The 23071-nt window shown below is 64.2% G+C and carries 15 protein-coding genes and 1 pseudogene; 15 read left to right on the top strand and 1 reads right to left on the bottom strand.

Annotated features, from left to right (window positions below):
• Positions 1 to 6: 6 nt before the first annotated feature.
• From F3J19_RS29240 to F3J19_RS29190, 11 genes are all read left to right on the top strand, one after another.
• Positions 7 to 1647 (top strand): glycosyltransferase family 1 protein, encoded by a 1641-nt coding sequence (locus F3J19_RS29240; RefSeq protein WP_167049432.1) that lies wholly within the window; start codon positions 7 to 9, stop codon positions 1645 to 1647.
• 278 nt (positions 1648 to 1925) lie between these two features.
• Complete coding sequence (locus tag F3J19_RS29235; RefSeq protein ID WP_167049430.1) at positions 1926 to 2771, top strand: DUF1796 family putative cysteine peptidase; 846 nt, start codon at positions 1926 to 1928, stop codon at positions 2769 to 2771.
• Positions 2772 to 3158: 387 nt separating this feature from the next.
• Positions 3159 to 4367, top strand: a complete 1209-nt coding sequence (locus F3J19_RS29230; RefSeq protein WP_167049469.1) for a capsular biosynthesis protein — start codon at positions 3159 to 3161, stop codon at positions 4365 to 4367.
• Positions 4360 to 5145, top strand: coding sequence for an SDR family NAD(P)-dependent oxidoreductase (locus F3J19_RS29225; RefSeq protein ID WP_167049428.1), 786 nt, complete (start codon positions 4360 to 4362; stop codon positions 5143 to 5145). Before F3J19_RS29230 ends, F3J19_RS29225 begins: the two co-directional genes overlap by 8 nt.
• Positions 5146 to 5154: 9 nt before the next feature.
• On the top strand, positions 5155 to 6681 hold the full coding sequence (locus F3J19_RS29220) for an LTA synthase family protein (protein ID WP_205193351.1): 1527 nt from the start codon (positions 5155 to 5157) through the stop codon (positions 6679 to 6681).
• On the top strand, positions 6678 to 14348 hold the full coding sequence (locus F3J19_RS29215; protein ID WP_167049424.1) for a type I polyketide synthase: 7671 nt from the start codon (positions 6678 to 6680) through the stop codon (positions 14346 to 14348). The genes F3J19_RS29220 and F3J19_RS29215 overlap by 4 nt, the downstream gene beginning before the upstream one ends.
• Complete coding sequence (locus F3J19_RS29210) at positions 14348 to 15262, top strand: UDP-3-O-acyl N-acetylglycosamine deacetylase (RefSeq protein ID WP_167049422.1); 915 nt, start codon at positions 14348 to 14350, stop codon at positions 15260 to 15262. Before F3J19_RS29215 ends, F3J19_RS29210 begins: the two co-directional genes overlap by 1 nt.
• Before the next feature lie 31 nt (positions 15263 to 15293).
• Positions 15294 to 16631: an aminotransferase class I/II-fold pyridoxal phosphate-dependent enzyme gene (locus F3J19_RS29205; protein WP_167049420.1), complete on the top strand. Its 1338-nt coding sequence runs from the start codon at positions 15294 to 15296 to the stop codon at positions 16629 to 16631.
• Between the two features lie 27 nt (positions 16632 to 16658).
• Positions 16659 to 17366 (top strand): N-acetyltransferase, encoded by a 708-nt coding sequence (locus F3J19_RS29200; RefSeq protein WP_205193347.1) that lies wholly within the window; start codon positions 16659 to 16661, stop codon positions 17364 to 17366.
• Between the two features lie 73 nt (positions 17367 to 17439).
• Positions 17440 to 18870, top strand: a complete 1431-nt coding sequence (locus F3J19_RS29195) for a mannose-1-phosphate guanylyltransferase/mannose-6-phosphate isomerase (RefSeq protein WP_167049418.1) — start codon at positions 17440 to 17442, stop codon at positions 18868 to 18870.
• Positions 18871 to 19145: 275 nt separating this feature from the next.
• Entirely contained in the window at positions 19146 to 19538 is a 393-nt protein-coding gene (locus F3J19_RS29190) for a carboxymuconolactone decarboxylase family protein (RefSeq protein WP_167049416.1), read from the top strand.
• A gap of 389 nt (positions 19539 to 19927) precedes the next feature.
• Here F3J19_RS29190 and F3J19_RS29185 read toward each other — a convergent pair whose 3' ends face one another.
• A complete protein-coding gene (locus F3J19_RS29185; protein WP_167049414.1) occupies positions 19928 to 20614 on the bottom strand; it encodes an HAD family phosphatase in 687 nt (228 codons plus the stop codon).
• 157 nt (positions 20615 to 20771) lie between these two features.
• On the opposite strand from F3J19_RS29185, the gene F3J19_RS29180 reads away from it, so the two are divergent.
• The 4 genes and pseudogenes from F3J19_RS29180 to F3J19_RS29160 all read left to right on the top strand — a co-directional run bounded on the left by F3J19_RS29180 (position 20772) and on the right by F3J19_RS29160 (position 23001).
• Positions 20772 to 21089, top strand: coding sequence for a YXWGXW repeat-containing protein (locus F3J19_RS29180; protein WP_167049412.1), 318 nt, complete (start codon positions 20772 to 20774; stop codon positions 21087 to 21089).
• A 342-nt stretch (positions 21090 to 21431) separates the two neighbouring features.
• A pseudogene (locus tag F3J19_RS29170) lies at positions 21432 to 22025 on the top strand (RNA polymerase sigma factor); the annotation flags it as partial.
• Positions 22022 to 22438, top strand: coding sequence for a hypothetical protein (locus F3J19_RS29165; protein ID WP_167049410.1), 417 nt, complete (start codon positions 22022 to 22024; stop codon positions 22436 to 22438). The pseudogene F3J19_RS29170 and the gene F3J19_RS29165, both read left to right, overlap by 4 nt.
• Positions 22435 to 23001, top strand: coding sequence for a periplasmic heavy metal sensor (locus tag F3J19_RS29160; protein ID WP_167049408.1), 567 nt, complete (start codon positions 22435 to 22437; stop codon positions 22999 to 23001). Before F3J19_RS29165 ends, F3J19_RS29160 begins: the two co-directional genes overlap by 4 nt.
• Positions 23002 to 23071: the final 70 nt, after the last annotated feature.

Below are 23071 nucleotides of genomic sequence, written 5' to 3'. Positions count from 1 at the left end.
TTTTAGATGCCGCTTTCACAGAAGAACGATACGAGCGATCCATTAGTCGTGGTTGATTTGCGGGCAGCGCTGGACGGGTTCTATGGCATTCCGCAGGAGAACCGGTTGCTGTTTAGCGCGCTGCTCGGCTGCAATATGCGTCTGCGTGGATTGATTCAAATGTCCAGGCGCATCACGAAAGGCGGCGTGGTCGCGGGAAAAGCGATTGCTGACGGAGATCGGCTGCACCGGTTTTCGCAGGTGGTCGTGTCGGTGCGTGGCAAAACCTATTTTGACTGGAAGACTGCCGTTATCGACGCCGCGACAGCTTTGCGCATCAAGTTCCGATTGCATGTTGGCGCATTTTTCTTCGGTAAGCCAATAAAACTGAAGTCCTTTGAAACCCGTCATTTTCGCGATTTCGTATGGCAGCATATTTTTTCGAGGAGCGTGCCTGCCAGCGAGCGCGAGAAAGTACTGGGTGCGGACCATTTCATCTGCCCGGTGCCCTGGCGGTGGATGCACGAATCCGGTATCAGCCGGGCATTGTTTTTGAAGAAATCACGCTACCCCGTTATCGATACCTCGGGTATCGACGTCCTGATCGTGCAAACGCCTTACCCGGGGCGTGTCAGAAAGGGTACGGCGCTCGTCGTTCACTATCACGATGCGTTGCCGCTTCTGATGCCGCACACCATCTCGGATCGCGCGTTCCACGAGGCCAGTCATTTTCACGCGTTGGCGGCAAACGTACGTGACGGTGCCTGGTTCGTCTGTGTTTCGGAAGCGACGCGGCAGGATTTGATCACGCTTTTTCCGGAGGCTGAGGCTCGATCGGTCACGATCCATAATATCCTGCCCTCTCACTATTTCCCCAGCAGTCTGGAGAAGGATGGCGTTGGTGGAATAGTTCGCCGCTACCTGCATGGGAACTTCGAAACGAAAGATGGCAAGAATAAGTGGAATCTGGCAAAGCGGTTCAACTCGGAGCCCGAAAAATCAGAGTTCTACTCGAAGAGATTCGGGCAGGGAGCGCGATTCCTGTTAATGGTATCGACTCTGGAGCCGCGCAAGAATCACATGCGATTGCTGGAGGCCTGGCAGTCACTTCGTGAAACACTCGCTCCCGATCTCGGGCTTGTTTTCGTTGGCCATGTCGGTTGGGACTATAGCGCGACGCTGGACGCGTGCGTTCCAGCCGTGGAGCAAGGTGGTCTTGTCATGTTGCAGGGTGTGCCGGCGCCGTATCTGAGAGCGCTGTACCGCGAGGCATTGCTAACGGTATGTCCGAGTGTTGGAGAGGGTTTTGATTTTTCCGGCGTAGAGGCCATGCGCTGTGGTGGCGTGATCGTCGCGTCGGATATCCCGGTACATCGGGAGATCTATGGCGACGCGTCCGAATATTTCGATCCATACGATTCCGAGGCGCTGAAAAATAAGCTTGGCTATCTGATCTGCGATGAAGGCGCTGAAGAGCGTCGCGAACATTTGCGAGCGGTGGGAAGAGAGCAGAGCATGCGTTATCTCAACGAAAACATTCAGCCGCAATGGGCCAGTTTTCTGGATCGTGTGGTGGCCGAGCAGCGGGGCGGATCGAAAGCAGGAGATGCGGTGCGAAGATCTCTGCAACCCGTGATGGACCCGCTCCCGGAAGGCGAGTCTGTCTGAGCGTCGGAAGTTCTGGAGGCGGCCCGCAGTATTCGTCTTGCCGATGCGTGAAGGCTTTGTCTGAGCGCATCGGCGTGTCGTTATGGGTTTGTAGGAATTGGGTCGGTGAGTTGAATGATCTGGCGAAGTGATCTGTGATACTTTAGCCGGATGGATTTCAGCCTTGGGCCAAGGCAAGAGTGATCGTATTCTCTGGGAACATTGAAATCGATCTTCCGGCTAATCCGTCGGGGAGGTTCCGTGACCCCTTGGGTTAAGCTTGCTAAAACGAGTTATATATGAAAGAGCAGTACATCAAACGCCTATATCGCGGCGTTCTCATGAGAGAGGCTGATGCCGACGGGTTGGCAGCGCATCTTCGACACGGTGAAGAGTACCCGTCATTCGAGTTCGCCTCAGAGCTTCTCGATCTGTTTCTCGAATCGAATGAGCGGCAGGAGCTCGAGAGAAAAATTGCTCTGAGATCGTCTCTCGATCTCGCTCTGGACAATGTTCCGGATTATTCCAGCGTCATCTCGATCGGCTCGCATTGCGTCACGGCGGGCGAAATAAAGCGCTTTGGGCTGAAAAAATCATCGTATCCGTTCGATTGGATATTCTCGAACGTCGCAATGGTGGCCGATTGCATTAAGGACGATTTTGAAAAATTTCTGGATCGCCGCTATCACAAGGCTGTTCCGGTCGAGGAGCGGCGTTTCAGGAACGCGAACTATTGCCAGCACACCTATTATCTGGAGAGGTTCGGAATAAATTTTGTCTTCAACCACAGGGACATAACCTCGGACGAGGACTTTGCCTATTACAGCCGTTGTGTCGAGCGGTTTCGCGCCGTCCTGAACGGGAACGAGCCAACGCTTTTTTTGGGGCTGGTTGGAGAGTCCTTCCCGGCGGAGCATTTTGATCATCTGTCATCTGTGCTCGACCGTTATGAACATATTGATCTGGCGTTATTGAGCGTTTCCCCGCGGGGCGGTCTATCGCCTTCGATCCAGCCAAGGCATAGGCGTAAGCGGGACCAGCTCTTCGACTTCCAGTCGCTGGGGCGCATGGGTCCGAATCGTCTGGAGCATGGCGTTGACGAAATGATCTTGCGGGAGTTTCTAAAAAACTTCGCGATTGCGTAACGGACTCGTAGGGTTGGGGAACTATCGGGACTCGCCGGCTCTGTCGGAAGAGGGTGCCTACAGAAACGGTGTTCCTGGAGTCCCCGTGAACCTGGTTTCACGTTGCAGAAGTTATACCGCAACCGACCTGTCCTACGTTCAGATGTCTCCCGTCTGCTGATGTGGCAAAGCAGGCAGCGGCGGGTTATCGCTATCGGATAGAGCGTGCGTCATCCATGTGCGTATGCTTCCAACAACTATCCCTTATTTTTTATCCCGTATTGCTGTATTCTCCGTTCTTGCCTAGACCAGCAACCCACTATTCAAACCATACCAAGGTCCCGGGAGAAGTCCGCGCCGCCAACGCGGTCTTTCAACAAAACCCGGACCGCTTTCGACGCACTTGATATGCACCGTTCCTTTCTTGCCTTGCAAGGCACGGCTTCTCCTTTTTTTAGCCGGCTCGCCGTTGCATTGCGCGAACGTGGTCATACTCTCGGTCGGGTTAATTTCTGCGGCGGTGATTTGGCGTATGCCGGTAATGGCGAAGCGTGGAATTTCGATCGCACCTCGGCGGAATTAAATGACTGGTATGCAAAAAGATTAAAAACTGCAAATTTCACCGACGTAATAATGTTTGGTGACTGCCGCGAGATTCATCGCCCGATCCACCCGATCGCCGAAACTCACGGCCTGCGTGTCCACGTATTCGAAGAAGGCTACGTCCGCCCGCACTGGCTGACATTGGAACAGTACGGCGTCAACGGCCGCTCGCAATTACCGCGCGATCCCGCCTGGTACCTGGCGCAACGCCGTTTCACGCCGCCTAGCCCAGCGGGACGACATACTGGCTACAACCTCTTCGAACGCGCATTCCACGACATCCGCTACCGGGCGGCCAACGCGCTGTTCGCGCCGCGCTTTCCGCACTACCGCAGCCATCGTCCGAGAAACGGCTTCTTCGAATACGCGGGCCTCGCGGCGCGCGCATTGCGTCAGCGTCAGCATCACAAAGTCTCCGATCAGGTTACCCGGGAACTGCTCGACGCGAAGCAGCGGTACTACATCTTTCCGCTGCAACTGAATTCGGATGCGCAGATCGTCGTGCACTCGCCATTCGAGGGCGTGCGCCAAGCTATCAGCAAAGTCCTGACGTCGTTCGCGACGTACGCGCCGGCGGACACCTGCCTTGTCATCAAGAATCATCCGCTCGATACCGGCCTGATCGACCACCGCAGTCACGCGCTGAAACTCGCACGCGACCTCGGCATTGCCGAGCGCCTGCGTTTCATCGACGCCGGCCATCTGCCGACGCTGCTCGACAATGCGCGCGGCGTGGTCGTGGTGAACAGCACGGTGGGTCTGTCGGCGCTGCATCACCGCCGTCCGTTGATGGCGCTGGGCACGGCCATCTACAACATGCCCGGCCTGACCTGGCAAGGTTCGCTCGACGATTTCTGGCGCGACGCCGAGCAACCGGACATGAACTTGTACCAGGCCTTTCTCGACTACGTCGTGCATCACACGCAGATCAACGGCGACTTCTATACGAAGACCGGCATCGCGATGGCCGTAGCCGGCGCGGTGCAACGCCTGGAGGCCACCGAGCATGCATAAAGCCGCGCCGCGCCAGATCGTGATCACCGGCGCGAGTGCCGGTCTCGGCTGCGCGCTCGCGTTGGCTTATGCCGCGCCGGGCGTCGTGCTGGGCCTCGTCGGGCGCGACGCCGAGCGCCTCGAAGCGTCGGCGCAAGCCTGCCGCGCAAAAGGCGCGCAAGTGCAGACCGGCTTGATAGACGTGCGCGATGTCCACGCCATGCAAAGCTGGCTGCATCGATTCGACGACGCACACCCGATCGGCCTGCTCATCGCCAACGCCGGCGCTGCCAGCACGCTTGCATCGCCGGCCGACTGGGAAGATCTGGAGCGCACGGCGGCGATCGTCGACACCAACTTCTACGGCACGATGCACGCAGCACTGCCGGTCATCGCCCGCATGCGTGCGCGCAAACACGGCCAGATCGCGTTGATCAGCTCGCTCGCCGCGTTGCGCGGCATGGCGATTTCTCCGGCCTATTGCGCGAGCAAAGCGGCGCTCAAGGCCTACGGCGATTCGGTCCGTCCGCTGCTGTCGCGAGACGGCATTCGCATGTCGATCGTTCTGCCAGGCTTCGTGAAGACCGCAATGAGCGACGTGTTCCCCGGCGACAAGCCGTTCCTCTGGTCCGCCGACAAAGCAGCCCGGCACATCCAGCACAAACTGGCGGCAGGTCGCACGGAAATCGCGTTTCCGGGCCTGCTCGCATTCGGCATGCGGCTCTTGCCGTTGCTGCCCGCAGCGCTCGCCGACGCGATTCTCGGTGGCCTGTCGTATCTGCCGCGCGAGGAGCATTGAGTGAACGCGATGCTCGCGCTCGACTTCGCTGCCGCGGCCGGCGTCGCGCTTCTGCCTGAAGCGCTTGCGAAGCCGCGCGCGTCGTTGCGCCGCTTGCCGCTCGCGTTCGCGCTGCACGTCGCGGCGATCGGATTCATCTGCACATGTCTCGTGCTGCTTACCGGGCGCGTGCGCTTTGCAGCCTTCGTTGCGATCGCCTTGGTGGCGCTGCTGGCGGGCGTCAGCAACGCGAAATACACGTCGCTGCGCGAGCCTTTCGTGTTTACCGATCTGAGCCTTTTCAGCCAGCTTTTCGCTCATCCGCGTCTTTATCTGCCGTTTCTGAGCGCCGGTACCGTTGCGGCAATCGTGCTCGGCGCCGTCGTGGTGGTCGCGGCGTTTCTGGCGGACGCACCACTGCCGCATCGGCCCACGGGCGCGCTGCTGCTTGCCGCCGGCGCGTGCCTGTCCGCCGCTTACGCGTGCGCCGCGCGTTTGCCGCTTACGCTGCATGCCGCCGACGATCAGCGACGCCACGGATTTTTCGCGGTTTTAATCGCGTATCTGCTGAACGGCATGAGGCCGGCCACCGCACGACAATTGCGCGCCGCGCTCGCCGCCGGCCCGTTCGCCAAGGGCATGCCGATGACGACGCCCGACGTCATCCTGATCCAGAGCGAGTCCTTTTTCGACGCGCGGCGTCTGTCCCTGGCCATCGATCCATCGATCCTGCGCAACTTCGATACGGCGCGCCGCGAGTCGGTGCAGCACGGTGAACTCACGGTGCCCGCGTGGGGCGCGAATACGATGCGCACGGAATTCGCGGTGCTGACGGGCGCCGATCAGGACCGGCTCGGCTACGCGCGCTTCTATCCGTATGCGTTCGTGCGGCGCGCGAGCATGTCGCTTGCGTCATGGTTCAAGCGTGGCGGCTACCAAACCCTGGCGATTCACCCGTATTACGCGGATTTCTTCGGCCGCGCGCGGGCGTTCAGGCATCTTCAGATCGACCGGTTCGTCGACATCGAGGCATTCGTCGACGCGCCGCGCGCGGGCCCTTATGTTGCCGACATGGCGGTTGCCGGCGCGATCATCGACGCACTCGACGAAACACGTGCCGACCCCGCGTTCATCTTTTCGATGACGATGGAAAACCACGGCCCGCTGCATCTGGAAACAGTGCAGGCGGGCGAAAGCACGGCCTTTCACTCGCTTGGCGACGCTGCGCAGTGGCGCGATCTGACCGCTTATCTGCGCCACCTCGCCAACGCCGACGCGATGCTGGGCCGCCTGCTCGCCGCGCTGCGCGCGCGGCGCCGCGAGACGGTGCTGTGTTTTTACGGCGATCACGTGCCGGCGCTTTCGCATGTCTATGCGGCGCTCGGCAAGGAGCCGGCTTGCAGCGACTATTTTATCTGGCGCAACTACGGCGATGCGTCGGCGACCCGGGAAGATCTGAGCGCGGGGCAACTCGGTGTCGCGCTCGTCAAGGCGCTTGCGCCGGCGATACCGGGCGAGACACCAGCGCGTAGCCTGCACACGACAGAAGAACGATGAAGAAACAGATTGCGATTGTGGGGATGGCCTGCCGCTTCCCAGGCCATGTACAAAGTCCGGAAGATTTCTGGGCATTGCTGCGCGATGAAAAAGACGCGGTCACGCAAGTGCCGGCCGACCGTTTCGGCACGGAGTTTTACCGGCATCCGTCGAAGCGCGAGGCGGGCAAGAGCTATACGTTTTCCGCCGGCGTACTCGACGACGTCGCCGGTTTCGATGCGTCGTTCTTCGGTATTTCACCGCGTGAAGCGCAGCAGATGGACCCGCAGCAACGTCTGCTGCTCGAACTCGCCTGGGAAACCTTCGAGGATGCGGGCGTGCGTCCGCGCGAGATGGAAGGCAGCAACTGCGCGGTGTATGTCGGCGTCGCGAGTCCGGACTACGGCAACCGTTTCGTCGACGATCTGAACGCAATTGATCCTTATTCGGCAACGGGCAACACGCTCAGCATCGCGTCGAACCGTCTGTCGTATCTGTTCGATCTGCGCGGGCCGAGCGTGTCGGTCGACACCGCCTGCTCGTCGTCGCTGGTCGCGCTGCACCAGGCGTGTCAGGCGCTGCAGGCGGGCGACGCCGACGTGGCGCTCGCGGGCGGTGTCAATCTGCTGCTGCATCCGTTCGGTTTCGTGACGTTCTCGAAGGCCTCGATGCTGTCGCCGCGTGGCCGCTGCCGCGCGTTCGACGCCACGGGCGACGGTTATGTCCGCTCGGAAGGCGGCGCGCTCGTCATGCTGAAGACGCTGGAGCGCGCCCTGGCCGACGGCGATACGATCCACGCGGTGATTGCCGGTACGGGCGTGAACTCGGATGGCTATTCGCAGGGCGGCATCAGCGTGCCGGGCGCGGCGACCCAGGCGGCGCTGCTGCGCATGGTCTACCAGCGCGCCGGCGTCGATCCGCGTTCGCTCGCTTATGTCGAGGCGCACGGCACCGGCACCGCGGTCGGCGATCCGATCGAGGCGCGTGCGTTGATGGAGGTCGCGTCGGCGGGGCGGCCGGCCGATCGGCCGCTGCTGATCGGTTCCGTGAAAACCAATGTCGGGCACCTTGAAACCGCTTCGGGCATGGCGGGTTTGATCAAGGCGATCCTGTGCCTGAAACATCGCGCGGTGCCGAAAACGCTGCATTTCGAAACCCCCAATCCGGCGATCGATTTCGTCGGCGGCCGGTTGCGCGTGGTCGATCGTTTGACGTCGCTCGAATCGCCCGATGGGGCCGCCGAGCCGCTCGTGGTCGGCGTCAACTCGTTCGGTTTCGGCGGCACGAACGCGCATGTCGTGCTGCGCGAAGCGCCTGCCGCGCCCCCCGCGGCTGCAATCAAAGCGGAAGCCGACGAAGCCGGCGGAACGCCGCTGCCGCTCATTCTGTCGACGCGCGCCGCGGCCGCGTTGCCGCAACTCGCAGCTCGCTATCTGAGCGCGCTCGATAACGGCACGCCGTGGAATCTGCTGGCAGCCAACGCCGCGCACCGGCGTCAATGGCTCAAGCACCGCGCGATCGTCGCGCCGTCGACAGACGCTGAAGCTCGGGCGGCGCTCGCCGCGCTGACCGAGGCGGCATCGGAGCACACGGAAGCGGTGCTCGTGCGCGGTGAAGCACCAGGCGACGACGGCCGCCTCGCGCTCGTGTTTTCCGGCAACGGTTCGCAGTGGGCCGGCATGGGCAAGCAGTTGCTCGACCAGGAGCCCGTATTCGCCGCCGCGCTCGAGGAACTCGACGCACTCTGGCGCGCTGACGGCAGCCCTTCGTTGCTCGACGTGTTGCGCGAAGGTGTGGGCGTCGAATGTCTTGCCGCCACCGAGCATGCGCAGCCGCTGCTGTTCGCGATTCAGGTCGGCGTGGTGCGCGTGCTTGACGCGCGCGGTGTGGTGTATGACGTGTGCGTCGGCCATAGCGTCGGCGAAGTCGCGGCGGCGTGGGCGGCGGGGGCGTTGACGCTGGAGCAGGCCGTGCACGTGATCCGGATTCGCAGTCGCGCGCAGGCGAGCACGCGTGGCGCCGGCAGAATGGCGGCCGCGGGTCTCGGCGAAGCGGCGATGCGTACGCTGATCGAGCAGGCGGGGCTGGACACGACGGTGGAAATCGCCGGCGTCAATAGCCCGCAGGCGGTGACGCTTGCCGGCCCGCTCGATGCGCTGCAAACGCTCGACGCCGCGGTGAAAGCGGGCGGCCGTTTCTTCCAGATGCTCGATCTCGACTACGCGTTCCACAGCCGACAGATGGACCCGATCGAATCGGACGTGCTCACGGGCCTTGCGGACCTCGCGCCGAATGCCGCCACGCGCAGCTTCGTCTCGACGGTGACGGGGGGCGAGCTCGCGGGTAGCGAGCTGGACGCGCGTTACTGGTGGCGCAATATCCGCGAGCCGGTGCGTTTTGGCGAGGCTATCGCGCGAATTGCCGAAAAGGGTGTGCGCCTGTTCCTCGAAATCGGCCCGCATTCGATTCTGCGCACTTACGTGACGCAAACGCTCGACGAGGCGCGCATCGCCGGTCGCTCGCTGCCGACGCTCAAGCGCCAGCACGACGACGCAAAGATGCTGCATAACGCGATCTACGCCATGGTCGCAAACGGCGTACACGTAAGCGTCGACTGTTTCGCTCCATCAGGCAAACGTGTGCGTCTGCCGTCCTATCCCTGGCAGCACGAGCGCCATTGGCTTGGCCCGACCGCCGAGGCTTATAACCTCGTCAACCGGCGCCGCGAACATCCGCTGCTCGGTTATCGTCTGCGTGAACATGCGCTCGCATGGGAAAACCAGCTCGATCCCGCGAGCCTGCCGATGCTTGCCGATCACGTGGTCGACGGCGGCGCGGCGTTTCCCGGCGCGGGCTACGTGGAGATGGCGCTGGCTGCCGCGCGCGTGCATTTCGGCACGACGAGCTGTGCGGTCGAAAATATTGAAATCCGTCTGCCGGTCGTATTTCAGCCGCAGCATGCGAAGCTGTTTCGCTTCACCGTCGACGTGCGCACTGCGGGCTTCACGATCGAAACGCGCGATCGCATGTCCGACGAGGCGTGGTCACTGAACGTCACGGGGCGTCTGCTCGCCAGCGGTTGCGCGCTGGGCGCGGGTAGCGGGCGTGATGGAAATGGCACGGCGCACACTTTGCCTTGCACCGCGATGATCGATCTGCTGGCGCGGCCGGCAATGTCCGGTGACGCGTTGTATGCGAACACCGCCGCGATCGGCCTGAGCTATGGACCCGCGTTCCGCTGGGTGCGCGCGGTGCATGTCGATGCGAACGCCGCTATCGCACTCGCCGAAGTGGAAATGCCGGCCGTGCTCGCACAATCTGCCGAGGCCGCCAATGCGTATGCGCTGCATCCGGCGCTGATGGACAGCGGGTTTCATCCACTATTCGCCCTGCTCGCCTCGGAGCAGGGCGAGGCCGGGCAGGCGGCCTATGTTCCGGTGCAAATGGGCCGCATCGACTATCTGCGCGGCGATGCTGTCCACTACGTGCTTGCGCGCATCGAGCGGCGCAGTCCGCATTCGGTCGTCGCGTCGTTCGAATTGGCCGATGCGCAAGGCGTGATCGTCGCGCGTCTGAGTGCGTGCCGGTTCCGCCGCGTCGATTTGATGGGCCGGCGTCAGCAGGCGCCCGGACACTACACGTATATCGTCGAAGCCAAACCGCTCGCCGGCGATGTCGACGCGCACACCTTGCCCAGGCCGGCCGCATTGCTCGCGGACGCGACCACGGCTCTCGCCGAGCGAGAGGACGAAGCGCGCCGACACCTGCATTTGACGGAGATGCTGCCGTTGCTCGACGTGCTCGCGGGCGCGTACGCATTGCGCGCACTCGATGCGTTGAACGTGTTCGAACAGCCGGCGCTGCCCGACTGCGCGAACCCCGTATTGCTGGCCCGACTCGCGCAGATCGCCGTCGAAGACGGGCTCGCGCGATACGACGGCACGCGTCTCGTACGCGACGACGAGGCCTGCGCGAACCTGCCCGGCATCGACGAGTTGTGGCGGGACATGCTGGCGCAGTCGCCCACGCACGTCGCGGAGCTGACGCTGCTCGCACACTGCGGTGCGGCGTTGCCCGCGGTGTTACGCGGCGAGGTGAGCGGGGCGCAGATTCTGCCGTCCGCGCGCAGCAGCCTCGTCGAGCATTTCTTCGAGGCGTCGCCGACATGGGCGCATGTAAACGCGCTGACCGGCGCATGCCTGCATCGGCTGATCGAAGGCTGGAGCGAGCCGCGCCGCCTGCGTGTGCTCGAACTCGATTCGCCGCTGAGCGACGTGTTGCAACCGCTTGCGGTGCACATGCCCGCTTCGCGTTGCGACTATACGATCGCGGGTACGCGTGAGCAGTTGAGCGGCTTCGATGCCGGCGAGCATCCGTCGCTGCGTATCGCAACCGTCGAGTTCGGCGCGACACCGCAGCTTTCGGGCGTGGACGCAAGCGAACGCTACGACGTCGTCGTGGCAAGCCATGTGCTGGCCGAGCAGAGCGAGCCGCGTGCGTTGCTGGCCGCGTTGCGCGGCTGGCTGGCTCCGGGCGCCCTGGTCATCGTCGCGGAGCCGCGCAACAGCCGTTTCGCCGATATCGTCTTCGACCTCGACGCGCACGCCGCGCTCGCTCACGCGCGGCGCGCGGCATGGCTGTCGCCGCAGGCGCTGACGCAGCTATTCAAGGACGCGGGCTTCGAACAGGTCGCGCGATATGCGGAGCTCGGGCTCGATCTCGAGGGGGCGCCCACACTGCTGGTCGCGCGCGCGCCGCTGGCGGTTGCGGATGCGGTCGAGGCGAGCCAGGTCCGCCCATTGCCCACGCATTGGTCGCTGCTGTGCGCAACGCCGAACGCCGTCGCTGATACCTTGGCCGCGGCGCTGCAAGCGGCCGGTCACACCGCGTCGAGCGCCACGCTGCAAGCGGTGCATCACGATATCAGCAAACTGGCGACGCCGATGGGTGCCGCGTGTCACGTCGTGTTCATCGCGCCGGACGAGCCGTTGTCCGCCGCGGCCGACGGCGCCGAAGTCATGCGCGCGCAGCAGCAGACCACGCTTGCGCTCGCTCGGCTCGTGCGCGATCTGGCCGCGGTGTCGGACGTGATCCGGCCGCAACTCTGGATCATCACGCGCGGCGGTGCGCCCGTCGCGGCGCCATTCACCGATGCCGCAGCGTTGCGTCCCGAGCAGGCCGCGCTGTGGGGGCTCGGCCGCGTGCTGGCCAACGAACATCCCGAACTGGCGTGCCGCCTGATCGACGTATCCCCGGCGAAGGGCGACGCAGCTGCTCTGCTTGCGCGCGAATTGCTGATGTCCGACGGCGAGGAAGAAGTGCTGCTGACGGCGCATGGCCGTTACGTGACGCGGATGTTGCCGGCGGCGAACGCGGCGTTGCGCGGCACGGCAGCCGAACCGCTGCGCGCGCGCAACGAAGCGGCGGTGCTGGGTTTCGCGTCGCCGGGTTCGTTGCGCAATCTCGAATGGTTCGTGCTGCCGCCTCGCGAACTCGCGGCGGATGAAGTGGAAATCGAGCCGGTCGCAACGGGTCTGAATTTCCGCGACGTGATGTACGCGATGGGTCTGCTCTCGGACGAAGCGGTCGAAAACGGCTTCGCGGGCGCGACGATCGGCATGGAACTGTCCGGGCGTGTCACGCGGGTTGGCGCTCGCGTGCAGAACTTCGCGGCGGGCGATGCCGTGCTCGGCTTTGCACCCGCGTCGTTCGCGAGCCGTGTGTACACGAAAGCGGAGGCGATCGCGCACAAGCCTGTGCGTCTCGCGTTCGAAGAGGCGGCGACGGTGCCGACCACATTCTTCACCGCGTACTACGCCTTGTGCGAGCTGGCGCGTTTGCGGCGTGGCGAGCGGGTGCTCGTGCATGGGGCCGCGGGCGGCGTGGGGATCGCGGCGATACAGCTCGCGAAGCATCTGGGCGCGGAGGTGTTTGCCACGGCGGGCAGCCGCGAGAAGCGTGAGTTCGTGCGTCTGCTCGGCGCGGACCACGTGCTCGACTCGCGCAGCCTCGCGTTTGCCGACGAAATCCACGAGCGCACGCAAGGCGCGGGCGTCGACATCGTGCTCAATTCGCTGGCCGGGGAAGCGATGGTGCGCAGTATCGACACGCTGCGTCCGTTTGGCCGTTTCCTTGAACTCGGCAAGCGTGATTTCTATGAAAACAGCCGCATCGGGCTCAGGCCGTTCCGCAACAACATCAGCTATTTCGGCATCGATGCCGACCAGTTGATGAGTGCGCTGCCGGAACTCACCGCGCGTCTGTTCGACGACGTGATGCGGCTGTTCGCGGACGGCACGCTGCATCCGCTGCCCTATCGCGCATTTGCGGCCGAGCGCGTTGAAGAGGCCTTCCGCCACATGCAGCAGGCGCGGCAGATCGGCAAGATTCTCGTCACGTATCCGGCTGGTACGCCGAGCCCCGCGCGGCCCATCGAAGAGGCGCTCGCGCTGCAACTCGATCCGGCCGCCGCGTATCTGATCGTCGGCGGCACGGGCGGGCTCGGTTTCGCCACGGCGCGCTGGATGCTGTCGCGCGGTGCGCGTCATCTCACGCTGGCAAGCCGCTCCGGCGTCCTTGCGCCGGAACTCGCCGGCGAAGTCGCGAGCTGGCAGGCGCAGACCGGCGCCGAAGTGCGCGCGGTGGCGTGCGATGTCACCGACGCGGGCGCGCTCGACGCGTTGCTCGCGGATATCGCGCAACGCGGCACGCCGCTCAAAGGCGTGCTGCACTCGGCGATGGTCATCGACGATGGTCTCGTGCGCAATCTCGACGACGAGCGTTTTACCGCGGTGCTCGCGCCGAAGGTTGCCGGCGCGTGGAATCTGCATCGCGCGACGCTCGGCATGAAACTCGATTGCTTCGTGCTCTATTCGTCGGCGACGACCTTCCTCGGCAATCCGGGACAATCGAGTTACGTGGCGGCGAACAGCTTCCTCGAAGCGCTGGTCGCGCAGCGTCGCGCAGCCGGTTTGCCGGGGACCTGCATGGCGTGGGGGCCGCTCGACGACGTCGGTTTCCTCGCGCGCAATGCGGGGACGCGTGAAGCATTGCAGGCGCGTATTGGCGGCGTGTCGATCACGTCGGCTGAAGCGCTCGCGGCACTCGAACGCGCGCTGGTCGGCATGACCGCGGGCGAGGCCGTGGTGCGGCTCGACTGGCAGGCGCTCGCGCTGGGCATGCCGGCGGCGCGTGCGCATCGCTATGCCGAACTGCACGCGCGCGGCAGCCATGAACCGGCGCGTCAGGGCAGCGTGCAGATGCGTGAACAGATCGCGGGTATGCCGCTCGCCGATGCGTTGCGTCTGGTCGAGGAAACGCTGCAGGCGCAGATTGCACGAATCCTGCACATGTCGCCGGAAAAAATCGAAACCGGTCGCTCGATTCTCGACATGGGCATGGATTCGTTGATGGGCATGGAGCTCGGGATGGCGGTCGAGGAGCGCTTCGAGGTCAAGTTGTCGATCATGACGATGGCCGAAGGCGCGACCGTGCATTCGCTCGCGCAACGGATCGTCGAATCGATCCAGACGCACGGCGAGACCGCCGAGCCGGGAAGCGGCGCGGCGCAGATGGCCGGGCAAGTTGCGGCGGTTGCCGCGCAGCATGCGCTCGACGTTGGCACGCATGCGCTGGCCGACGTGGCCGATGCGTTATCGGCGCAGAGCGCCGTGCCGGAGCTGCTCTGATGCACGCGCCCGCAGGCTGGAGCCACCGGGAGGGAACGCTCGCGCGCGAGCTCGTGCTGAGTGGTCATGGGCTGCACACCGGCCGCCGCGTGAACGTGCGCGTTTTGCCTGGCACGTCGAACAGTCCACGAAGCATCGTGTTTCGACGCGTGCAGCAGGGCAAGGTGCTCGCCGAATTCGCAGTGAGCCCGGCATGGCGGCGCGCTCAGCCGCTGTGCACGATGCTGGAGTCGGCCGGGGGCGTGCGCGTGCGCACGGTCGAGCACCTGCTCGCGTCGTTGCTGGCGTGTGAAATCGATCGCGCGACGGTCGAGCTGGACGCCGAGGAAGTGCCGATTCTCGACGGCAGCGCGCAACCTTGGCTCGACGCCATTCGCGCGTGCGGACGAGTCGAGTTGCCTGAGGCGAAGCGTTTCATTCGCGTACTGCGTCCCGTCGAAATCGTGGACGACGCGGGCACGCGCGACGAACGCAGCCTGTCGGTCGAACCCGCGTCCGCCTATGAAATGACCGTGCGCAATGACCTGAAAGGCTTTGGCGAATTGCGCTGGGATGGCGCGCTAACGCCGGCGAGTTTTGCCGGCGAGATTGCGCCGTCGCGTTCGTATGGGCGCGTCAAATGGGCGATTCCCGCGATTCTCGCCGGTTACGTGCGCGGCATGCCGATTCTGCGCGGCGCGCGGTTGTCCTGTACCGCGGCGATCGTTGGCAATCGCGTGCTGGGCGGCATGCGCGTACCCGACGAATTCGTCCGGCACCGGGTACTCGATCTGGTCGGTGACATGGCAATGGCCGGTGCGCCGTTGCTCGGCCGCGTACGCGCGCTGCGGCCAAGCCATGAAATGAACTACCGGCTCGTTGCCGCGCTGCTCGCCGATTGCGATGCGTGGGAATGGGCCGAATTCGCGAGCTGAACGGGCTCGCACACGGGATGAGCGAAACACTATGGGACTGGGCGATCACCTTCGTCAGCAACTCGCCGCGAAGGCATTGAAGCGGCAACTGGAACGCGTGTCCAAAGAAGCGGATACGCCGGGCGTGCCGCTCCCGGCCGCAGGTGCCGGCGCAGCGCGGGATGCCGCGCGCGCCGAACTGTGCCGCTTCGAAAGCATGCCTGGTTATCAGCAGGTCGAAATATTGCGCCAGATGGGCGACACGCTGCGGGTGCAGTCGCCTTTCTTCCGCGTGCACGAAGGCGTGGCGGGGGCGACGACGCGGATCGGCGGGGTCGAGTATCTGAACTACGCGAACTATAACTACCTCGGAATGGCCGGCGATCCGCGCGTCTGCGAGCGCGCGAAAGAGGCGATCGACCGCTATGGCACGTCGGCATCGGCAAGTCGCATGGTGGCGGGAGAGCGCCCGGTGCAGCGCGAGCTGGAAGCCGCGCTCGCGACGTTTTACGAGGTCGACGACTGTGTCGTGTTCGTCAGCGGTCATGCAACCAACGTGACGGTGATCGGCTCGCTGTTCGGCCCGGGCGATCTGATCGTGCACGATTCTCTCGCGCACAACAGCATCGTGCAGGGCGCGCAGTTGAGCGGCGCGAAACGACTGAGCTTTCCGCACAACGACTGGCAAGCGCTCGATGCGCTGCTCGCGCGCGTGCGGCACGATTACAGGCGCGTCCTGATCGCGATCGAGGGCCTCTACAGCATGGATGGCGATATCCCCGAGCTCGCGCAGTTCGTCGATATCAAGCGCCGGCATGCGGCGTTTCTGATGGTCGATGAAGCGCATTCGCTCGGCGTGCTGGGCGAGCGGGGCAAAGGCGTGCGCGAGCATTGCGATGTCGCAAGCGGCGACGTCGACATCTGGATGGGCACGCTGAGCAAGACGCTGGCCGGCTGCGGCGGGTTCATCGCCGGTTCGCAGGCATTGATCGACATCCTGCGGCATCTCGCGCCGGGCTTTCTGTACAGCGTGGGTCTCGCTCCCGCGTTGGCGGCGGCGGCACTCGCGGCGCTCGAATGCATGGCCGCGGAACCCGAGCGGGTGACGCGACTGCGCGCACGCGGGCAGCAGTTTCTCGACGAAGCGCGCGCTGCGGGATTCGATACCGGCAAGAGCGCGGGATATGCGGTTATTCCGATCATTACCGGCAGCACGCTGAAAGCCGCGCAATGGGCCAACGCGATGTTCGCGGACGGCATCAACGTGCAGCCGATTTTCTATCCGGCGGTCGAGGAAAAAGCGGCGCGTCTGCGATTTTTCATCTGCTCGACGCACGAGCCGGAGCAGATCAGCCGGACCATTGCGGCACTTAAACGTCTGCCTCGCTGACGCCACCACAACAACACTTATCTCACCATGTACGCCGTAGAACCCGCAAGCGCGAGTGCATTTCTTTGCGACAACGAACCGGTCTCGCTGCGCTTTCGCTCCGCGCGCGCGGAAGACGCGAAAGCGTGCGCGCCGTTGATTTTCGCGTCGGGTGTGCGCGAATTCAGCTTCTTTCTCGGCGAACCGGCCGATACGTGCGTCGCATTTCTGGCCTTTGCGTTCGCGTCGAAATCCGGACGCTTTTCGCATCGGCGTCATCGTGTGGCCGTACATTCGGACGATCGGCCGCTCGCGGTGCTGGCGCTGCATGATGGGCGTGGCACGTGGCTCGACGATCCGCATGCCGCACTGATGCTGCTGCGGTTTTTCGGCGTGCGCCGCACGCTCCGGATGCTGTTGCGCGGGCTCGTTCTGGAAAGCGAGTTGCCGGCGCCGAAGTCGTCGCAAACGCTGATCGCGCATTGCGCGACGTTCGAGCCGATGCGTGGTACGGGGGTGTTCAGCGCGCTATTTGCCGATGCCATGCGCACGGAGGCGACGGCCGCGCAAGGACGTGGCGCCGCGAGCAGCGAAAGCCGGCGGCAGATCGTGCTCGACGTGCTGGTCAGCAATACGCGCGCCTACGATTTATACCGGCGCCTCGGCTTTGTCGAGTTGCCGCGCCGTGCTCCGGTTTCGCAGCGCCTGCCACGTGAGCTGGAATCGGTTCGGCTGGAGTGGGCCGGCAAGGATTGATGAGGGTTCCGTGCGAGGCAGACACGGACGTTACGATGCAGTCGATTCACGAAAACATACAAGGAATGAAATCATGCATATCCATCCAGTGATTCTTTGCGGCGGCAGCGGCACGCGGCTGTGGCCGATGTCGCGTGGGGGATATCCGAAGCAGTATCTGAAGCTGACCGGGGAGCATACGCTGGTTCAGCAAACCGCACTGCGATTGGGCGGCATTGCCGATATCGTCACGCCTATCGTCGTCACGAACAACGAGCAACGCTTTCTCGTGGCCGAACAATTGCGTCAGGTCGACGTGACCTCGTCGGCAATCGTGCTCGAACCCGTGAGCCGCAATACCGCGCCGGCGATTGCCGCCGCGGCGCTGCTCGCGCTGCGTGACGGGCCGGACGCGTTGCTGCTCGTGCTACCGTCCGATCATGTGATCGCCGGTGAGGCGGCCTTCGTCAAGGCGGCGGAAGCCGCGGCGCATATCGCGAAAGACGGACGTCTCGTTACGTTCGGTATTACGCCAACCGAGCCGCATACCGGCTATGGCTACATTCGCGCCGGCGCGCCGCTGATCGACGACGCAGCGGTGTTCGCGGTCGACTCGTTCGTCGAAAAGCCCGACGCTGCCACCGCGCAGCGTTTTATCGACGATGGCCGCTATTACTGGAACAGCGGCATGTTCATGCTGAAGGCGTCCACGTATCTGGAAGAACTGCGGCGCTATGAACCCGACATCGCGCGGCAGGCTGAGCTTTCGCTGCAGGCCGCGCAGCAGGATAGCGATTTCGTGCGGCTGGATGCCGGCGCGTTTGCGGCATGCCCGAATATTTCCGTCGACCACGCCGTGATGGAGAAGACCGACCGCGCGGCCGTGGTCGCGGTTGCCGACCTCGGCTGGAACGATATCGGTTCGTGGACCGCGCTGGCCGATATCGCCGCGCTTGACGCGCAGAACAACGCACTGATCGGCGACGTGCTGACAGATTCAGTGAGCAATTCGTATATTCGCGCCGAGCATCGGCTGGTGGCCGCGATCGGTCTGGAGAACATCGTCATCGTCGAGACCGCGGATGCCGTGCTGGTGGCGCATCGCGACAAGGCGCAGGAGGTGAAGAAGATCGTCGCGCAACTGAACGAGATGGGGCGCCACGAGTCGGTCACGCATCGCCGGGTGGTGCGGCCATGGGGTTCCTATGAGGGCATCGACAACGGCGATCGTTTCCAGGTCAAGCGCATTATTGTCAGCCCGGGGGCGCAACTGAGTCTGCAGATGCATCATCATCGCGCGGAACATTGGATCGTCGTCAAGGGTACTGCGCTCGTCACGAATGGCGACAAGGAAATCATCCTGACCGAGAACCAGTCGACCTACATCCCGCTCGGCGTCACGCACCGGCTGATGAACCCCGGCAAGATTCCGCTCGAACTGATCGAGGTGCAGTCGGGCGCTTATCTTGGCGAGGATGATATCGTACGGTTTGAAGATACTTACGGGCGTGTGGCAAAGGCTTGATGCCGGCCCAACGAACTTTGTCGAACTGCCGAGGCGCAAGCCACGCTCGCCGCGTCTGCCAATGGCATTGGAATCGGTGCGCATGCGCTTCGAAACGCGTGAATGATTTCGGGCAGTAGACGTGCCTGAAGTTTCACGGCAGGCAAACGCCGTTGATGCTTTCTTCATGAAGTGAGCGTGGCATATCAGGAAGGGCAGGGTTATGGATATACTGATAAAGAAAATCTGCACGCTTATCCATCGCTCAGCCCCTCGCTCTATCTCCCGGAGAATGCATGTCCCAGTCCAACCCGGTCGACTACACCGACGCATCGCCTGAAGTCAAAGCCGTCTACGACGACATCAAGCAGATGCGCCAGGTCGACGACGTGAACAACTTCTGGAAGTACATCGCTCAACATCCGCCGACGCTCGCGCGCACGTGGGACAGTCTGAAGGAGGTCATGGCGCCCGGCACGCTTGATCCGCTCGTCAAGGAGCTGTTGTACGTCGCGGTCAGTGTGACCAATAACTGTGGCTACTGCGTCGCGAGTCACACGGCGGCAGCGCGTCGCGCAGGCATGACCGACGAGATGTTCGGCGAACTGCTCGCGATCGTCGGCATGGCCAACGAAACCAATCGGCTCGCGGTCGGCTATCGTGTGCCGATCGATCCGGCCTTCGAATAAGCGTGTGAAGCGCACGCGGCGGCCGGTTCACGCGAGACGGGCCGCAGCGATTGCGTTGCTGCGCGCGCCAGTACTACGCGCGGTGTTCGCAGTGGCGCTCACAATGGCACGGTGTGCCCCGGCTGTGGGTAGCAAATCGGAGTACGGACCGGCCCGCAGCCGGGATGTCCTGGCGGGCAGGGGTTCCAGTGCGGCGGGACGCGCATCGGCGGCGGCTCGTTGTGACACCAGTTGGGCTCTGCGCGTTTAAAGCATGCGTTGCCGCCGCGTACGGTTTGCGCGCCGGCGCGGTCGGGTTCGTCGCAGCGCGACAGGTCGCCAGGGATGAGACTCGTCATGAGTCGAACCGCCAACACTTCAACATATCAGCAAACCACCAAACCAGCCGATCACCCGCGGACCCACTCCGCCAGCAATCCGGGCAACTCGGCCATATCCGTGAACACCCGCACGACCCCCGCGCCATGCAACGCGGTTGCGCTGCTATGCGCCAGGTGCGACGGGCAGTAACCAAACACCGTCGCACCCGCCGCGACTCCGGCAGTCGCACCCGTCACCGTATCCTCGATCACCGCGCAGCGTTGCGGGTCCACGCCGAGCGCTGCGGCCGCCGCGAGATACACGTCGGGAAACGGCTTGCTGCGCGGCATCTCGTGACCGCTGAAGATGCGCCCTTCGAAGCAGTCGAGCATGCCGGCCTTTGCGAGCTGCAACTCGACCTTGACGCGGTCCGCACCCGAGGCGACCGCAATGCGTCCATCGAGCGTTTCATGGAGCGAACGCACCACCGCGCCCGCGCCGGCGATCGCCTGTAATTCGTCGTCGAGTGCCGCGTTGCGCCGCGCGCGGAACTGCATGAGCCAGTCGGTGGTGATCGCGAAGCCGGTGCGTGCCTCGATCAGCGGGGCTTCGTCCTTGACGGCCTTGCCGACGAAAATGCGCATCGTCTCTTCGACGCTCAGGTGCCAGCCAAGCTCGCCGAGCATCTCGGTGAGCACGCGGTTCGTGATGGGTTCGGAGTCGACGAGCACGCCGTCGCAATCGAAGAGCACGGCATCGAAGGGGAAATCGGCCATCGGGCAGTGTAGGGAAAAGAGTCGCTGAAGCGGCAAGGATACCGTACCGGCCATTTCCCGCGAATCGGGCGACGGATTTCTCCCGCCACCGCGTTCAAGCAGAAACGGCGCCGTTTTCAGGCTCCGGCTCTTTCTGGTCCTTTGGGGAGAAACCGACATGACCTCGAATCGCATCGCCCGCCTACTGGGCTCCACGCTCGCCGCCGCGTTGTGCTGTGCCGCCACGCTGACGGCCGCGCCCGCCAGCGCCGAAATCATCATCGCGCCGATGGCGCCGCCGCCACCGCGCGTCGAAGTCGTTCCCGCGCCGCGGGCGGGCTATGTATGGGATCAGGGCCACTGGCACTGGCGGTACGGCCGTTACGTGTGGGCGCCGGGGTACTGGCGGCCGGTTCGCGTCGGCTATCACTGGGTGCCCGGGCATTGGGTGCAGCGTGGTCCGAACTGGCGCTGGGTCGAGGGGCATTGGGCCTGAGCATTGGACTTGAGTCTTGCGGCTGTGTCACCGCTTCCCATAACGTGCTGCGCGTTTGTCGACGCGAAGCCTCATTCAGTCACTGAGGCAGGTTTGCCATGAAAATACTCGTGATGATTGTGCTGGCGGTCTCGCTCGCCGGCTGTGTGGTGTACCCGGCGCGGCCGGCTTATTACCGGCCGGGGATCGTCGTATATTGACCGGGTTGACGGAACAGCACGCGGCGCATGAAGCGGTACAAGGCGTGGTACCAGGCGCAGTACAAGGCGCGGCGCAACGAGCGAAGGAGCGGCGGCGAGTGAACGATCTTCATGCAGTGAGACGGTCCGTGCCAACCCGCGTCATGTCGCGCTGGAGCGCCGCGCCTTGAGCGAAGCCCCACCCGATCCCGACGCCGAGCTGATCGCCCAGATCGGCCGCGAGGAGCCCGGCGCGGTTCGCTCGCTCGTCGCGCGCAAGCTGCCGCGGCTGCTTGCGCTCGCCACGCGCATGCTCGGCGATCGCATGGAAGCGGAGGATGTCGCGCAGGAGGTGTTCGTGCGAATCTGGAAGCAGGCGGCGCGCTGGCGCGAGGGCGAAGCGAAATTCGACACATGGATGCATCGCGTCGCGCTCAATCTCTGCTACGACCGTCTGCGCGGCCGGCGCGAAGACCCGAACGACGAACTGCCCGACATGGCCGATCCCGCCGCGCCGCCCGAGGCTCGGCTCGAGGCGCGAGCCGAGAGCGAGCGGGTTCGCGCGGCGCTTGCCGCGTTGCCGGCACGCCAGCGCGAGGCGCTCGTGCTGACCTACTACCAGGAAATGTCGAACCTCGACGCGGCCGCCCTGATGGGCGTCAGCGTCGATGCGCTGGAAAGTCTGCTGGCCCGCGCGCGCCGCAATCTGCGCACTCAACTGGCCGGCGGCAGTGGCCTTGGCAAGGACAAGTCATGACACCCGAAAGATTTCATCAGATCGTCGAAGCCTACGGCGCCGATGCGCGCCGCTGGCCGCCGCACGAACGCGCGGCGGCGCAGGCATGGGCGCGCTCGCATCGCGTTGAGGCCGATGCCGCGCTCGCGCAGGCGGCCGGCATCGACGCGTGGCTTGCCGCCGACAAGGTCGAGCCGCCGAGCCTTGAGCTACAGCGGCGCATCGTCGAGCGCACGCCCGTGCGCCGGCTGTTCGCGCGCGGGCGCTGGTGGTGGTCCGGCGCGGCGGTCGCCGGAGTCGGGCTGCTCGGCGGCGTGGCCGGCGCATTGGCGATGTCGTTCTTCGTGCTGACCGAAAACGCGCCGGCCGTGCACGAATCCTCTTATCTGACTTCGAGCTTCGGCGGCACGTCCGCCGATTGGAGCGGCGAATGAACGGGCGGTCGTGGAAGTTTGCCCTGCTGGGCTCGTTCGTACTCAACGTGTTTCTGCTCGGCGCAATTGCGGGCGGCGCGTATCAATGGTTCGCGACGCACGGCGTCAAGCGGCCGGCGGCCGCGCAGCAGCGCGCGGCGCTGCGTTTTGCCGCCGAGCCGCTGTCGGCAGCGCAGCAGCGGGCCTTTATCGAAGGACTGCAAAACGCGCGCCGCGAAGGGCGGCCTTATGCGCGCGAGGGCCGCGAGGGGCGTCGCGAGGTGCTGCGTCTGCTGGCCGAGCCGCAGTTCGATCGCGCGGCGCTCGATGCCGCGCTCGCGCGTACGCGCGCGGCCGACAGCAAACTGCGCGCGATGGTGGAAGCGAGCGTCGCGGATTTCGCGGAGACGCTGTCGCCCACGGAGCGGATCGAGTTCGCCGATAGCCTCAGGTGGCGTGGCGAGTGGCGCGGAGCGCAGCCTGCGCCGAACGCGAAACAGCAGGCGAATGCGCAGCATCAGGCGAACTCGCCGGCGAGTGTGCCGGCCAATCCCGCGCCTGCCGACGCTGCATCGGACGACTAAAAAACGCGGATGGCCGCGACGGATTGCGGCGCTTCGAGCGTTTAACGGACATGCAAAGCCATCCAATGCC

It is taken from the genome of Burkholderia sp. Ax-1724, from assembly GCF_011752995.1.
Classification (GTDB): Bacteria; Pseudomonadota; Gammaproteobacteria; order Burkholderiales; family Burkholderiaceae; genus Paraburkholderia.
The sequence above is the reverse complement of the archived record's forward strand: the minus strand, read 5'-3'. Positions and strand labels throughout refer to the sequence as shown.

Coding starts and splice junctions, on each gene's coding strand:
- F3J19_RS29240 (WP_167049432.1), top strand. CDS start 7: ATGCCGCTTTCACAGAAGAACGATACGAGCGATCCATTAGTCGTGGTT.
- F3J19_RS29235 (WP_167049430.1), top strand. CDS start 1,926: ATGAAAGAGCAGTACATCAAACGCCTATATCGCGGCGTTCTCATGAGA.
- F3J19_RS29230 (WP_167049469.1), top strand. CDS start 3,159: ATGCACCGTTCCTTTCTTGCCTTGCAAGGCACGGCTTCTCCTTTTTTT.
- F3J19_RS29225 (WP_167049428.1), top strand. CDS start 4,360: ATGCATAAAGCCGCGCCGCGCCAGATCGTGATCACCGGCGCGAGTGCC.
- F3J19_RS29220 (WP_205193351.1), top strand. CDS start 5,155: ATGCTCGCGCTCGACTTCGCTGCCGCGGCCGGCGTCGCGCTTCTGCCT.
- F3J19_RS29215 (WP_167049424.1), top strand. CDS start 6,678: ATGAAGAAACAGATTGCGATTGTGGGGATGGCCTGCCGCTTCCCAGGC.
- F3J19_RS29210 (WP_167049422.1), top strand. CDS start 14,348: ATGCACGCGCCCGCAGGCTGGAGCCACCGGGAGGGAACGCTCGCGCGC.
- F3J19_RS29205 (WP_167049420.1), top strand. CDS start 15,294: ATGGGACTGGGCGATCACCTTCGTCAGCAACTCGCCGCGAAGGCATTG.
- F3J19_RS29200 (WP_205193347.1), top strand. CDS start 16,659: ATGTACGCCGTAGAACCCGCAAGCGCGAGTGCATTTCTTTGCGACAAC.
- F3J19_RS29195 (WP_167049418.1), top strand. CDS start 17,440: ATGCATATCCATCCAGTGATTCTTTGCGGCGGCAGCGGCACGCGGCTG.
- F3J19_RS29190 (WP_167049416.1), top strand. CDS start 19,146: ATGTCCCAGTCCAACCCGGTCGACTACACCGACGCATCGCCTGAAGTC.
- F3J19_RS29185 (WP_167049414.1), bottom strand. CDS start 20,614: ATGGCCGATTTCCCCTTCGATGCCGTGCTCTTCGATTGCGACGGCGTG.
- F3J19_RS29180 (WP_167049412.1), top strand. CDS start 20,772: ATGACCTCGAATCGCATCGCCCGCCTACTGGGCTCCACGCTCGCCGCC.
- F3J19_RS29165 (WP_167049410.1), top strand. CDS start 22,022: ATGACACCCGAAAGATTTCATCAGATCGTCGAAGCCTACGGCGCCGAT.
- F3J19_RS29160 (WP_167049408.1), top strand. CDS start 22,435: ATGAACGGGCGGTCGTGGAAGTTTGCCCTGCTGGGCTCGTTCGTACTC.